Annotated in this window: 13 protein-coding genes and 1 tRNA gene; 3 read left to right on the forward strand and 11 right to left on the reverse strand. The window is 57.1% G+C overall.

Annotation, left to right across the window (positions count from 1 at the left end):
- Positions 1–42: 42 nt before the first annotated feature.
- From GOV90_RS14955 to GOV90_RS15000, 10 genes are all read right to left on the reverse strand, one after another.
- The gene (locus tag GOV90_RS14955; protein ID WP_171093479.1) at positions 43–1224 is read right to left on the reverse strand and encodes a phytanoyl-CoA dioxygenase family protein; all 1182 of its coding nucleotides are present in this window, start codon (positions 1222–1224) and stop codon (positions 43–45) included.
- A gap of 48 nt (positions 1225–1272) precedes the next feature.
- Complete coding sequence (gene iolE, locus GOV90_RS14960; protein ID WP_171093480.1) at positions 1273–2172, reverse strand: myo-inosose-2 dehydratase; 900 nt, start codon at positions 2170–2172, stop codon at positions 1273–1275.
- Positions 2169–4001 (reverse strand): 3D-(3,5/4)-trihydroxycyclohexane-1,2-dione acylhydrolase (decyclizing), encoded by a 1833-nt coding sequence (gene iolD / locus GOV90_RS14965; protein ID WP_171093482.1) that lies wholly within the window; start codon positions 3999–4001, stop codon positions 2169–2171. The genes iolE and iolD overlap by 4 nt, the downstream gene beginning before the upstream one ends.
- Before the next feature lie 153 nt (positions 4002–4154).
- Positions 4155–4976, reverse strand: coding sequence for an ATP-binding cassette domain-containing protein (locus GOV90_RS14970; RefSeq protein WP_171093484.1), 822 nt, complete (start codon positions 4974–4976; stop codon positions 4155–4157).
- Position 4977: 1 nt separating this feature from the next.
- On the reverse strand, positions 4978–6084 hold the full coding sequence (locus tag GOV90_RS14975) for an ABC transporter permease (protein WP_171093486.1): 1107 nt from the start codon (positions 6082–6084) through the stop codon (positions 4978–4980).
- Positions 6085–6152: 68 nt separating this feature from the next.
- The gene (locus tag GOV90_RS14980; protein ID WP_171093488.1) at positions 6153–7073 is read right to left on the reverse strand and encodes a sugar ABC transporter substrate-binding protein; all 921 of its coding nucleotides are present in this window, start codon (positions 7071–7073) and stop codon (positions 6153–6155) included.
- A 125-nt stretch (positions 7074–7198) separates the two neighbouring features.
- Positions 7199–8212, reverse strand: coding sequence for an inositol 2-dehydrogenase (gene iolG, locus GOV90_RS14985; protein ID WP_171093490.1), 1014 nt, complete (start codon positions 8210–8212; stop codon positions 7199–7201).
- A 443-nt stretch (positions 8213–8655) separates the two neighbouring features.
- Positions 8656–8732, reverse strand: a tRNA-Arg gene (locus GOV90_RS14990).
- Between the two features lie 21 nt (positions 8733–8753).
- A complete protein-coding gene (locus GOV90_RS14995; RefSeq protein WP_171093492.1) occupies positions 8754–9230 on the reverse strand; it encodes a GNAT family N-acetyltransferase in 477 nt (158 codons plus the stop codon).
- On the reverse strand, positions 9231–9542 hold the full coding sequence (locus GOV90_RS15000) for an ETC complex I subunit (protein WP_171093494.1): 312 nt from the start codon (positions 9540–9542) through the stop codon (positions 9231–9233).
- 269 nt (positions 9543–9811) lie between these two features.
- Between GOV90_RS15000 and uvrB the strand changes: the two genes are divergently transcribed.
- The 3 genes from uvrB to GOV90_RS15015 all read left to right on the forward strand — a co-directional run bounded on the left by uvrB (position 9812) and on the right by GOV90_RS15015 (position 12904).
- The gene (gene uvrB / locus GOV90_RS15005) at positions 9812–11998 is read left to right on the forward strand and encodes an excinuclease ABC subunit UvrB (RefSeq protein WP_171093496.1); all 2187 of its coding nucleotides are present in this window, start codon (positions 9812–9814) and stop codon (positions 11996–11998) included.
- Positions 11999–12060: 62 nt separating this feature from the next.
- Complete coding sequence (locus GOV90_RS15010; RefSeq protein WP_171172867.1) at positions 12061–12531, forward strand: Panacea domain-containing protein; 471 nt, start codon at positions 12061–12063, stop codon at positions 12529–12531.
- Positions 12503–12904, forward strand: coding sequence for a hypothetical protein (locus tag GOV90_RS15015; protein WP_171093499.1), 402 nt, complete (start codon positions 12503–12505; stop codon positions 12902–12904). The genes GOV90_RS15010 and GOV90_RS15015 overlap by 29 nt, the downstream gene beginning before the upstream one ends.
- Before the next feature lie 237 nt (positions 12905–13141).
- Here GOV90_RS15015 and GOV90_RS15020 read toward each other — a convergent pair whose 3' ends face one another.
- Entirely contained in the window at positions 13142–13432 is a 291-nt protein-coding gene (locus GOV90_RS15020) for a hypothetical protein (RefSeq protein WP_171093500.1), read from the reverse strand.
- Between the last annotated feature and the right edge of the window lie 15 nt (positions 13433–13447).

Here is a 13447-nt window from a genome sequence, read left to right on the forward strand (position 1 = left end):
TTCTCCGATTGGGGCGGGCTCAACGACCCGCCCGATTGGGCCTTATGCGGCCTGTCTGTTAAGCAAGGCTGACAAAGCATCGGCCAATTCCGACTCGCTCCATCCCTCTGACACAGCGCGGCGCAGGATATCGGCCTGGCTGTCCGGCGCATTGCCACCAACCGGCGGGTCGGTGTCGAGGTTGGTTGGAAAGGGATAGCCCTCGGCGGTTGCTCCGATCGTAGCTTCGATTTCCAAGGCACTCAGATCACCACGTTGTTTCAAGGCCGCAAGTGCAGGAAACACCGCTTGAGACATGGCGGCACGGTCGACGGCTTCCATCGCGCGCCCGAAAGCTGACGACACCTGAAGCAGATTGGCCATCCTGTGAATGCCGTTGCTGCTGTTTTCCCCCGCTGCGTGGAAAAGCGCGGGGTTGAAGAACACCGCATCGCCCTTGTTCAGTGGCAACTGGATGTAGGCCTGCTCGAAATGGTCCCTGTGCGCGGGGTCGTGGAAGGCGAGGTATCCGGGCGCGTAAAGCTGCGAAAATGGTAGCAGCTTGGTTGGCCCGCTTTCGACCGGCATATCGCAATGCGCCACTGCACCTTGCAGGGTTAGCGCAGCCGTCAGGTGATGGGCATGCGCCGGATACCGCGCTGCGCTGTCCGCATTCTGGAACCCAAGATGGTAATCCCGATGCGCTTGCTGTGCTTTGCCGCCCGGACGCACCTGATTGACCTGCGCGGTCATCTGGTAATTCGGCCCCAGCCACGCCTCACACGCCGCTGCAACTGCAGCATTGCCGAAATAGAGTGCGAACCCTTCCGGATCACGCAGGCACTGTTTTTGCAGCGCATTCCAGATCCGGTCATTGGCACCCGACGCAGCAAAGTGATCGCCCTCGCCGCCAGCGCCCTCGCGCTCTTCTTCGATGATCTCGCGGAAGACGTCGCTTGCCCGGTCGATCACCGAAGTATCTGCATAGGCACCTTTTAGAACGATCACGCCAGCAGATTTGCCCAGAACCCTTGCCCATTCTGCCAGAAGGGACTTTCGCTGATCGGCATCTGTCAACGCAGTGCGCAACACGTCCATGTCGTAGACAGGCACGTTCTTTTCCACCGCTACGGCATGAGGAACCGCATCGGCTGTCAAGTTTTGCGAGGTCAGCACCTTGAATTCATCCAGATCGCAGGATTCCCGGTCGAAATAGCCGACATACCCAAGTTCTTGATGCACCATGACATACTCCTCTCTCATGGCTTCGGTGTTGCCCCGTGGGGCGGTGATTTAAGTGCTGATCTCCAAACCTGCCTTGCCGCAAACTTCGACGATGTGGTCGTAGCCCATTTTGGAGTACTCGTAGGGCGGCGCTTTGGCAGGGTCCTGTTCTGCCTCGACCACGATCCAACCGTTGTAATCCATCGCTTTCAATGCATTTGCGACGGCCTGAAAATCGATGCAGCCATCGCCAGGCACGGTGAAGGCTCCTGCGATCACTGCATCCAGGAAGCTGCGGTTGTTCTCACGCGTGTCTTGCACAACATCAGGGCGGATGTCCTTGAAGTGAACGTGATGTACGCGATCACCCCAGCGGTTCAGCGTGGCCATCACATCGCCACCACCGAACAGCAAATGGCCGGTATCGAAACACAGCTTCAGTTCGGGGCCTGACCCCTCCATCAGCCAGTTCACCTCATCCTCGCTTTCGATGATCGTGCCCATGTGATGGTGATATGCCATCGGCATACCTTGATCAGCCTTCCACTTGGCCAACTCACTCAGCTTGGCGGCATAGGCCAGAACCTCGTCTTTGGACAATTTGGGGCGGGCATTGACCGGCGTGCCGATCTGCCCCTGAACGGTGTTGGAGCATTCGGCATAAACGATGCACGGGCTGTTCAGTGCAACAAACTGCTCTACTTGCTCACGAACAGCGGCAACCTCGGCGTCAAAGTCGTTGACCAAGGTTGCGCCCGAACACCAACCGCCACAAAGCGCGATGTCGTTTGCGTCCAGATAGGCGCGCAAGCCTTCGGTGTCGCCGGGCATCCGCTGGCCACGCTCGACGCCGGTATAGCCAATCTCGCGCGCTTCTTTCAGCGCCTGTTCCATCGTATAGGCCGCAGTCAAATCCGGCAGGTCGTCATTCTGCCACGCAATCGGAGAGATACCGATCTTCACGCTCATTTCGTGTTTCTTTCCTTGATGGCGACCTCATAGGCCGCGCGTTTTTCATTCACTTCAGGTCGGATGCTGACCTCGGGCACAGCCACTTCCCACCACGTTCCGCCATACTCGGTCGAGGGGTACGGGTCGGTGTCGATCACCACAACGTAAGGGCCTTTGACGTCGCTGCGTTTGGCCAGCGCGTCCTCAAGCTCGGAAATTGAGCTGACCTTGACCGAGGTCGCCCCCATCGCTGCCGCATGGGCCGCAAAGTCGATGGCAGAAGCCGTTTCGTGGACTGTGTGGTCGAGAAGGTTGTTAAATTCGGCCCCGCCCGTGCCCATCTGCAAGCGGTTGATGCAGCCGAAACCGCGGTTGTCGGTGACAACAACGGTGAAGGATATCCCCATCATCGCTGCCGTCGCCATTTCGGAGTTCGCCATCATGTAAGTGCCGTCACCGGTAAAGCAGATCACATCTCGTTCCGGCTGGGCCATCTTGATCCCCATGGCACCCGCAATCTCATAACCCATGCAGCTGAAACCGTATTCCATGTGATAGGCCCCTGGGCGCGGTGCTTTCCACAGCTTGTGCAGCTCGCCCGGCATCGTACCTGCGGCACACATCGCCACGGTGTTTTCATTGGCGGCCCGCTGCACCGCACCGATCACTTGCATATCCGTCGGCAGCGCATTGCTGTCTTTTGGCGCATCGGTCAGCGCATCAACCTTGCCAAACCAGTCGGTTTTCAGCACCGCAGGCAGATCTGGCGCGCGGTGGTCACCCAACGCTGCGGTGAGTTCTCCCAAACCAACGCGCGCGTCGGATTGCAGCGGCATTGCGCCGTGCTTTTCGGCGTCATAAGCTGCGGTGTTCAGACTGATCAGTTCACGCTCGGGGTTGGCGAACAAGCCCCAAGACCCGGTGGTGAAATCCTGAAATCGAGTACCAACGCCCAGCACAAGATCAGCCTCGGCGCAGATGTCGTTGGCGGGTTCGCCACCCGTGACACCAATGGGCCCCAGGTTCAGCGGATGATCCCATGCCAATGCGGATTTCCCCGCCTGTGTTTCGGCCACCGGGATGTTGTGCGCCTCGGCAAAACTTTGCAGCGCGGCGGTTGCGTCCGAATAATGCACGCCGCCACCCGCGACGATCACAGGGCGTTTGGCCGCCTTGATTGCCGCCACAGCCCGCGCCAGCTCACCCTCATCCGGGCGAATGCGACGCTGATACCAGACGCGAGGCTCAAAGAAGCTTTCGGGATAATCATATGCCTCGGCCTGTACATCCTGGCAAAAGGCCAAGGTGGCCGGACCGCAGTCCGCCGGGTCCGTCATAGTACGGAAGGCGCGCGGCAAAGCCGTCAGCAGGTGTTCCGGGCGCGTGATGCGGTCGAAATAGCGGCTGACCGGTCTGAAACAGTCATTTGCACTGATGGTTCCATCCGAAAACACTTCGGGTTGCTGCAAAACCGGATCAGGACCACGCGTTGCGAACACATCTCCGGGCAGTAGCAAAACCGGAAGGCGGTTCACATGGGCCAGAGCGGCAGCGGTAACCATATTGGTGGCCCCCGGCCCGATCGACGAGGTCACAGCCATCGCTCGCTTGCGGCCCAGTTGCTTGGCATAGGCAATCGCACAATGCGCCATGGTCTGTTCGTTATGGCCACGATAGGTGGGCAGGCTGTCTTTCACACCATGCAGCGCCTCACCCAAACCGGCAACGTTGCCATGGCCGAAAATGGCCCAGACACCTGCGATAAAGGGCTCTCCGGCCTCGTTCATCTGCGCCCCAAGATAACGCACCAGAGCCTGCGCCGCGGTCAGTCGGACTGTCTTGCTCATCATGATCCCTTTCAACTTGAAACCGCTGCCAGCGGCCCACAGGTTGCTTTTTTACGAAGATGTCAGGCTAATGCCTCAAGCCTGAATTGAGTGTGAGCTCAGGTGTCACCGCCCGTTCGGATGCCCTCGAAAGGGCATCCGGGTGTTCAAAGTTTAGACTGTACCGCCCAAAGACCCTTCCAGCTCGGCCATTTCCTGACCACCGGCCATCAGGTCCTGCAACTGTTCAGGGGTAATCTCACCACGGGTCGCCGTACCCAGCGTTTTGCCGCGATTAAGCACGGTAAACCGGTCACCCACTGCCAAAGCGTGGCGCACGTTATGGCTTATGAAGACCACACCAACCCCCTGGCTGCGCACCTTGTCGATGGTTGCCAGAACATTCGAGGTTTGACGCACCCCAAGGGCCGAGGTCGGTTCGTCCAAGATCAGAATCTTGGCACCAAAATACACGGCACGAGCAATGGCGACGGTCTGCCGCTCGCCACCTGACAAAGTGCCCACGGCCTGATCCGGCCCACGCAGGTTGATGCCCATTTTGCGCATCTCTTCCATGCAGACATCATTCGCCTGTTCGACATCGAACCGCTTCATCAGGCCTTTGCCCTTGGTCGGTTCGCGCCCCATGAAAAAGTTGCGCGTGACGCTCATCAGCGGGATCATCGCCAGATCCTGGAAAACGGTCGCAATGCCCGCCTCCATCGCATCCCGAGGCGTGTCGAAATGCAGCGGTTTGCCTTCGAAGAAGATCTCGCCCTTGGTGGGTTTGTGCACGCCCGACATGGTCTTGATGAAGGTCGATTTCCCTGCACCGTTGTCGCCAAGCAGGCAATGACATTCGCCCGGTTTGACGTCAAAGCTGACGCCTGCCAAAGCGATGATGTTGCCAAAGTGCTTTTCGATGTTCTTCATTTCCACGATGGGCGCCACATCAGTCGCCGCATCGCCGTGGTGGAACTTGGTATCTTCGGTCATATCAACGCTCCCCGGTTACGCGTTTACGGATCGCGTTGTTGAACAGAACCGCAATCAACAGCATCGCGCCAAGGAAAACCTGGAACCAGTCCTGATCGAAGTCCGTATAGGTCAGTCCGATGACAACCATACCGAAGATGATCGCGCCAAAGAACGCGCCAATGGCCGAGCCATAACCGCCGGTCAGCAGACAGCCGCCGATCACGGCTGCGATGATCGCCTCAAACTCTTTCTGGAACCCACGACGTGCGTCGGTCGAACCAGCGTCGATTACGGTAATGATGGCGACCAGTGCGGCACAGCAGGCGGTCAGCATGAACAGCGAAACTTTGACCCGGTTCACCGGCACACCAGAGTTTGACGCCGCCGTGCTGTCGCCGCCCGACGCGAAAATCCAGTTCCCTGCCGGGGTACGCAACAGCACGTAAGTTGCTGCAAGCGCCAGCACGATGAACCACAGGATTTCGACCGGAATTCCGGGCACTTTAGGCGCACCGCTTTTGAAGGTTTCGATCATGCCTTTCTCGGCCAGCCAGGTAAACAGGCCGCCGAAAGCCTCGCCTGAAAAGAACGGAGCCAGCCAGTCGTTCTCAACCACGTCACGAACGCCACGCAACTGGGTCGATCCTCCGGTGGCGGCCTTCAAGCCAACCAACGACAGACCGCGCAGAATGAATAGGAAAGCCAGCGTCACGATGAAGGACGGCAGACCTGATCGGATCACGATGTTTCCGTTTATCGCCCCGACAAATGCTGCGAAAACAAAAGTCATTGGGATCGCAACGATCAGTGGCAACTGCCAAGTGACCACACAGACGCCAAAGAACAGGCCCGCAAACGCCACCATCGAGCCGATGGACAGGTCAAACTCCCCTCCGATCATCAGAAGCGCGGCACCGATGGCCAGAATTCCCAACTGCGCGGCAGGTGTCATGAAATTCATGATCCCGGCCAGGGTAAACATCGAGTCGTCTGCTGTGATAGCAAAAAAGATTACCACCAGCACGACACCGGCCATCGCACCGAGTTCGGGCCGCTTCATGAGTTTGGTCATGAAAGGTTCTTTTTTGACCCTTTCGTCCCCGGCGACTTGAGCTGAGTCACTCATCGTTTCCTCCCATTTGGGTTGGAACGGCGCTGCTGCGCCGCCCCAGTTTATTCAGGTTCCGGTATGGATCAGCGAATGCCCTGCGAGGACAGTTCGATCACCTGAGCGGCCTTCTCCTGAGTCACCAGGTTGGGACCTGAAGGAACATTACCACCAGGCATCAGGCCGTATTTGGCGTGCAGGCCCATGAAGTTCACTGCAAGATACCCTTGCAGATACTGCTGCTGGTCGATGGCAAAGGCGGCGTCACCGTCCGCGATCGACTGCAGGAAGTTCGCCGACAGGTCGAAGGAGGCAACATTCACATCACGGCCCGAGGCTTTGACTGCGGCAACGGTCGGTTCACCGGCCGAGCTTGCACCCAGCGCCATCACGGTATCGACGGCTTCGTTTGCAGCCAGAGCCGCAGCAACTTTCGACTCGATTTCCGACGGGTCGTTCGAGGTCGGCAGCACTTCGACGTCACCGCCGAAACCTTCCGCGAAACCTGCACAGCGCAGATCCAGCGCAACGTTGCCGACTTCGTGGTTCACACAAATTGCTGTTTTGCCGCCCATCGATGCCAGCTCGGAACCTGCAGCTTTGCCCGCGTCAAACTCGTCCTGACCAACGTGCAGCAAAGCACCCAGATCTTTCGAAACGTCCGAACCCGAGTTGATCGAGATCACCGGGATACCGGCAGCTACGGCACGTTCAATTGACGGGCCAAGCGCATCCGCATCCGGGATCGAGACGATCAGGCCGTCGGGCTCCTGGTTCACGGCAGCATCGATCAACTGCGACATCGCCACCATGTCAAAAGTTTCTGGTGCGCGGTATTCGACGTTCACGCCGACATCCTTACCAGCCTGCTCGACGCCGTTTTTCACAACGTTCCAGAATGCGTCGTTGGCCTGGCCGTGCGATACGACCACGATTTCCTGTGCAAACGCAGGTGTCGCTAGGGCCAAAGCCCCTGCAGCTAGCGCGCCTTTCACAAATTTCTTCATTTCAGTTTCCTCCCATGATTTCAGTCTGATCTTAAGTCGGGGGACCAACCCCGATCATCCGGCTGTGCCGAATCTGATTGGCTGCGGCACAAAAACCGAGCTGACGTAAGTTTGAAGAATTTCGATCATTTTGCAACCGGTTTCAAAATTTCTTCCATCCGAACCGGTTGTCCGGATTGCATCGACAGAGTCGCGGCCTCGGCCATGGCAAGCGCGGCAACACCGTCTTTCAACGAAACAGGAACCTCTGAACCGTTCACAACAGCGTCGACAAACGCGGCCCATTCCACCTTGTAAGCGGGCATGTAACGTTCGAGAAAGAAATAGGTTGGCTTTGCCCCGACAACGCCCTCTGCTGTCGATTTGACCACCGTATTTTCCAGCATGTTCTGCGCTTGCAGCAATCCGCCTGAACCCAGCAACTCGACCCGCTGGTCATATCCATAGGCCGCACGGCGCGAGTTCTTGATAACAGCAATACGACCATCTGCATAAGTCATTGTCACCGCAGCGGTATCCACATCACCAGCCGCGCCAATCTCGGCATCTACAAGAGACGACCCGACGGCAGTAACGACAACCGGAACCTCGCCCATAAGATAGTTTGCCATGTCGAAATCGTGGATCATCATGTCCCGAAACAGCCCACCCGACACTTTGACATAGCTGACTGGAGGCGGTGCCGGGTCAAACGAGGTAATCGACAGCAGCTCTGCTTTGCCGATTTCACCCGCCTCTAAACCTGCTTTCAACGCCGAAAAATTGGGGTCGAACCGGCGGTTAAACCCAATCATCACAGGCTTACCCCGCCCGGACACAGCATTTAGACATTGCGCAGCACGTTCCAGGCTCAGATCAACAGGCTTTTCACACAATACGGCTTTGCCTGCGGCTGTGGCAGCTTCAATCAAGTCAGAATGCGTATCGGTTGGCGTTGCGATCAGAACAGCATCAATTTGGGTGTCTGCAATGATCTCGTCCGACCCACGCGCCTGCGCCCCGTATTCGCCGGCAAGGCTTTCTGCCGCTTCTGGCACTGCGTCTGAAACAGCACAGAGCTTGCTGTTTGGGTGGGCCGAAATGGCCTGCGCATGTACCCGTCCGATGCGTCCGGCGCCCAGCAAACCAACCTTCAACATGCAGCTCTCCCGAATCTAGTTGTTGGACGTAACAATGATTCTGTTTGCAACCGGTTGCAATATCTTTTTTCAACGGATCAGAAATCTTTGCGACGCCCCTTGCGAAGAGGTCTCCAAACAAGGTCTACCGTGGTCTTCCGATGATACACCACGCGCCGAATTCCGCGCATTTGCGCGTCTACGGGAATCCCCCAATTTCCGAACGCGGTGAATCAGGGTAGGTTTCAATTAAGGAACACACACACTACCACTCTGTGACCCCTTAAAAGGGGCTGGCATGACCCCCTCGTCCAGCCCCTTAAACTTTCCGATACCTGTGCTGATCAACCCGCCGCATGGTGGCTTCAAAAACATGCCCGCACCCAACGAAACAACGAGTCGTTTTGGCGACAGAGCAAAACGAGCCTGCGCGCTTCATTGGTTTCAAGTGTTTCGTATGAAGATGGCGATCCCTGAAGGACTCGAACCCTCAACCTGCTGATTAGAAGTCAGCTGCTCTATCCAGTTGAGCTAAGGGACCGCTGCGCCCTTCTTGCGGTTTTTATTGTCCGGGTTCAAGGGCCAAGCGCATGAAGGCGCTGTTTGGGTCGTCCTGATAGCCAAAGATCGGGCCGCAATAGGAATATCCCAATGTCTCATAGAGCTTGCGGGCGGCTTCATATTCGGAAAGATGGGCTGCTCCGGTCTCCAGAACCAGGGCCTCAATCCCCTCGGCACGTGCCAAGTCTGCCAAGTGCTGCATCATCAGCCGCGCCAAACCACGGCCCCGCGCCTGCGCCAGAATATGCACTGACTTCACCTCGGCGGTTCCGTCGGGCAGCATCTTCATCGCGCCACACCCTAAAGGTTGCTGACCCTCATAAATCGCCCAGAACCGAATCCCCGGCCCGGCCAGCGACTCGGCGTCCATTGTATGGTTGCTTTCGGCAGGACCTGCCGTTTCGCTATGAGCAAAATGCGCGTCCACCACGGCGCGAAGGGCGTCCGAGGTTGGATCGGTCCTGCGAATCTCAATCATTCAGTGGGTCCAGGGGCCGCGCCGGTCGGTGGCGAAATTCTCGCCATAGCCACGGGCACGCAGGTTCGGTTTGCGCTTGTGCGGCTCGCTGACCTGCACTTCGATACCGTTGTCCTTGGCGTAGTCCAAAGCCTCTTCCTTGGTGTCGAATTTCAGGCGCACCTGTGTCTGCGTGTCATTGGACGATGTCCAGCCCATCAGCGGATCGACCTCACGCGCTGAGGTCGGGGCGTATTCCAGAACCCATTTGCGGGTTTTGGCCATCCCCGAAGTCATCGCGTTTCGCGAAGGCTGGTAAATCCGTGCGCGCATGTCGCCTCTCCGTACTCACTTGGCTGAGCCGTTTATGCGTCAGAGAGCGTCCGGGGGCAAGATTGCAATTGTCGCGGCTGTTGCCCGCGACCTAATGTCAGAAATTGTCATTGGCCCGGGATAAATCAGAGACCTATCAAACGCTGGGACATCACAATGAATCACCAACCGCATGGCATCCGACTGTGGAGAGCGCAATGAATCCGGATCAGCCCTTGCAGACGGACAAAATAAGAACAAATGTAGGGGTCTGACTGCGGAGCCTGCCGATGCCTTACGCCCATTCCCACAAGACCCAACTGACCGCCGACGACGTGCGCGCCCGCCTGAAACTGGAAGGCGGCAAGCAGTTTGTAATGCACACCGAGTTCAACCCGGCAGGTGACCAACCAACGGCTATCAGGGAACTGGCTGGCGGCGTATTGGACGGCGAGCGCGATCAGGTTCTGCTAGGTGCGACGGGAACGGGTAAAACATTCACCATGGCCAAAGTGATCGAGGAAACCCAGCGCCCAGCCATCATCCTTGCACCGAACAAAACACTGGCGGCACAGCTTTACGGAGAGTTCAAAGGCTTCTTCCCCGAAAACTCAGTGGAATACTTCGTCTCGTATTACGACTACTACCAGCCCGAAGCCTATGTTCCGCGCAGCGACACGTATATCGAGAAAGAATCCCAGATCAACGAACAGATCGACCGGATGCGCCACTCGGCCACGCGGGCGCTGCTGGAACGTGACGATGTGATCATCGTGGCGTCAGTGTCTTGCATCTACGGTATCGGCTCGGTCGAAACCTACGGGGCGATGACGCAGGATCTGAAGGTCGGCAATGAATACGACCAGCGGCAAGTGATGGCCGATCTGGTCGCCCAGCAATACCGCCGCAACGATCAGGCGTTTCAGCGCGGTTCGTTCCGGGTGCGGGGCGATTCACTGGAAATTTGGCCCGCCCACCTTGAGGATCGCGCCTGGAAACTGTCGTTCTTTGGCGAGGAACTGGAACAGATCACCGAGTTCGACCCTTTGACCGGCGAACGCGCCGCGACGATGGAGCAGGTGCGCGTCTACGCGAACTCGCACTACGTGACGCCGAAACCCACGATGCAGCAGGCGATCATCGGGATCAAAAAGGAACTACGCATCCGGCTGGACCAACTGGTGGGCGAAGGCAAATTGTTAGAGGCTCAACGGCTGGAACAGCGCACCAATTTCGATTTGGAAATGCTCGAGGCTACTGGCGTCTGCAACGGGATCGAGAACTATTCGCGCTATCTGACCGGCCGCGCTCCGGGTGAACCGCCCCCGACCCTGTTCGAATTCATCCCCGACAACGCCATTGTCTTTGCCGACGAATCCCACGTCAGCGTTCCGCAGATCGGCGGCATGTACCGGGGCGACTATCGGCGTAAATTCACGCTGGCTGAACACGGGTTCCGCCTGCCGTCCTGCATGGACAACCGCCCCCTGAAGTTCGAGGAATGGGACGCCATGCGCCCGCAATCCGTCTTCGTCTCGGCCACCCCCGCCAAGTGGGAGATCGAACAAACCGGCGGCGTCTTCACCGAACAGGTCATCCGCCCCACCGGCCTGCTGGACCCCGAGGTCGAGATCCGCCCTGTCTCCATGCAGGTCGATGACCTGCTGGACGAGGTGCGTAAGGTCGCCGCCAACGGCTTCCGCACACTTGTCACCACGCTGACCAAACGCATGGCCGAGGATCTGACCGAATATTTGCACGAACAGGGCATCAAAGTCCGCTACATGCACTCGGATATCGACACGCTGGAACGCATCGAAATCCTGCGCGATCTGCGGTTGGGGGCGTTCGATGTGCTGGTCGGCATCAACCTGCTGCGCGAAGGGCTCGACATCCCCGAATGCGGGTTGGTCGCCATTCTGGACGCGGATAAAGAGGGCTTTTTGCGGTCCGAGACCTCTCTGGTACAAACCATCGGCCGCGCCGCGCGGAATGCCGATGGCCGGGTGATCATGTATGCTGACAAGATCACCGGTTCGATGGAGCGCGCGCTGAACGAAACCAACCGCCGCCGCGCCAAACAGCTTGCCTATAACGAGGAACACGGCATCACGCCCGAAACGGTGAAAAAGAATGTCGAGGACGTTCTGGCCGGTCTCTACGAAGGCGACGTCGACATGAACCGCGTCACCGCCACCATCGACAAACCGATGCACGGCGCGAATTTGGAAGCGCACCTGGACGGGTTGCGCGAGAAGATGCGCAAGGCCGCCGAAAACCTTGAATTCGAAGAGGCTGCCAATATCCGGGATGAGATCAAACGTCTGGAAGCGGTCGATCTGGCCGTCGCCGACGACCCCATGGCGCGGCAATGGGCGGTCGAGAAAGCCTCGGAAGACGCGGTGAAGTCGCGCGGACGGTCAACGGCTGGCAGGCCGGGGCAGCGGGGTGGGAATGTGAAGAGGCGGAAAAGATAATTTGCCTGTTATCTCTATCAAAATAGCTTGACAGAAATTATATAGAAGTCAGGAGGCAACTTATGACGTATGCATCAACAGCGATCGCTCGGCGAATTCTTGAGATCGCGAACGGCGAAGACCGTTCGCTGACTCCGCTTGAGCTTTTGAAGTTGACGTATTTGTCGCACGGCTGGCACTTGGCTTTTCTTGGGCAGCCTCTGATCTCCGAAGACGTACAGGCATGGCAATATGGGCCTGCATATCCTGAGCTATACCACGCGACCAAACAGTACAGAGCAAGCCCAGTTCAGGAAGTACCTGAAAGAGGTATTGAGATGTTTGGTCGTCAGAAAGTCGATCCGCAGACCGACAAGTTGCTGCGTTCAGTTTTCAACACATACAAGAAATTCAACGGTGTCCAACTTTCAGCGCTGACACACCAACCCGGCACTCCATGGGAGGAAGCATGGAGTAAGTCGCGTAATGCTGCAATTCCCGATGAAGTAATAAAAAGGCATTTTGATGAGCTCAGGGAAAAACGGGCAGCCTGAAGAAGAATTTGTAATTCCAAAACAAAATGCACCGGTTGCTTCCGACGATGATCAGGCGGAAAGCGAAGCTGCTGCGTTTGCGTTTGGTTTGGACATCAAGAGTGAAGAAACGCAAACAAAATTTAAGAAGTTGGCTCGGCAAGATGCTGTGGATGGGTTGGCATCTTGGATACTTAGGGCGTTCATGTTTAGTGCTGCAATCTTGGTAATTGCCTCTTTCTTTGTACTGTTTTTTCACTTTTTAGCCCCGGAGAGTTGGTTGTACTTGTCCCCAGAAAGAATTTCCCGACTGAAAGAACTTCTTCTTTCTGGGGGAGTTGGAGCTGCGCTTGCAGCTATTGGAAAGTCATCTATTTTGGACAAAAACGACTAGTCCCTCCTAGCAAGCGTAGGATGGGTGCTCGCACCCATCTTCTTCAGTGGCGAACATTGATGGGTGAAATCACTCATCCTACACCCTCGAGATCGAATGCCTGAACTTCAAACTCGCAACCCAGCGCTCGCTTTTCCACCTTTGAAATCCCAAACTGCGTGTCCAAACGGTTGTACTGACGAACCCGAACATCCTGCCCAACCAAAACAAAGGGCGGGTAACTCCCCGCCCTAGCCTTTACCCCTTATCCCAATGGGCAATCACGTCGTACCCAACCGGTGAGGGCGGGCCTTCCATGAACTCGGCGAAATGGCCCCACAGCTCGGCCACTTTGGGCGCGTTTGCGTTCGAGGTCTCTTCGCTTTCCACCACCGAGATCACATAGCCCGATCCGTCCTCGTTCATCACGTTGGTAAAGCAATGCATGCCGGGCATGCCCATGATCTCGGATTTCAATTCGTTCATTTTTGCCGTGGCGGCCTCGCGCGTTCCGGGCTTCATTTTGAATTGGGTAATACGTGCAAACATTGCTTTCCTCCCTCA

The sequence above is a fragment of the Ruegeria sp. HKCCA5929 genome (genome assembly GCF_013034525.1).
Taxonomy (GTDB): domain Bacteria; phylum Pseudomonadota; class Alphaproteobacteria; order Rhodobacterales; family Rhodobacteraceae; genus Ruegeria.

What these genes read in the sequence shown, in the direction of transcription:
- GOV90_RS15000 (WP_171093494.1), bottom strand. Translation starts at nt 9,542, where the DNA reads ATGCGCGCACGGATTTACCAGCCTTCGCGAAACGCGATGACTTCGGGG.
- GOV90_RS14970 (WP_171093484.1), bottom strand. Translation starts at nt 4,976, where the DNA reads ATGACCGAAGATACCAAGTTCCACCACGGCGATGCGGCGACTGATGTG.
- GOV90_RS15020 (WP_171093500.1), bottom strand. Translation starts at nt 13,432, where the DNA reads ATGTTTGCACGTATTACCCAATTCAAAATGAAGCCCGGAACGCGCGAG.
- GOV90_RS14975 (WP_171093486.1), bottom strand. Translation starts at nt 6,084, where the DNA reads ATGAGTGACTCAGCTCAAGTCGCCGGGGACGAAAGGGTCAAAAAAGAA.
- iolG (WP_171093490.1), bottom strand. Translation starts at nt 8,212, where the DNA reads ATGTTGAAGGTTGGTTTGCTGGGCGCCGGACGCATCGGACGGGTACAT.
- iolE (WP_171093480.1), bottom strand. Translation starts at nt 2,172, where the DNA reads ATGAGCGTGAAGATCGGTATCTCTCCGATTGCGTGGCAGAATGACGAC.
- GOV90_RS15015 (WP_171093499.1), top strand. Translation starts at nt 12,503, where the DNA reads ATGAGCTCAGGGAAAAACGGGCAGCCTGAAGAAGAATTTGTAATTCCA.
- GOV90_RS14980 (WP_171093488.1), bottom strand. Translation starts at nt 7,073, where the DNA reads ATGAAGAAATTTGTGAAAGGCGCGCTAGCTGCAGGGGCTTTGGCCCTA.
- uvrB (WP_171093496.1), top strand. Translation starts at nt 9,812, where the DNA reads ATGCCTTACGCCCATTCCCACAAGACCCAACTGACCGCCGACGACGTG.
- GOV90_RS14955 (WP_171093479.1), bottom strand. Translation starts at nt 1,224, where the DNA reads ATGGTGCATCAAGAACTTGGGTATGTCGGCTATTTCGACCGGGAATCC.
- GOV90_RS15010 (WP_171172867.1), top strand. Translation starts at nt 12,061, where the DNA reads ATGACGTATGCATCAACAGCGATCGCTCGGCGAATTCTTGAGATCGCG.
- GOV90_RS14995 (WP_171093492.1), bottom strand. Translation starts at nt 9,230, where the DNA reads ATGATTGAGATTCGCAGGACCGATCCAACCTCGGACGCCCTTCGCGCC.
- iolD (WP_171093482.1), bottom strand. Translation starts at nt 4,001, where the DNA reads ATGAGCAAGACAGTCCGACTGACCGCGGCGCAGGCTCTGGTGCGTTAT.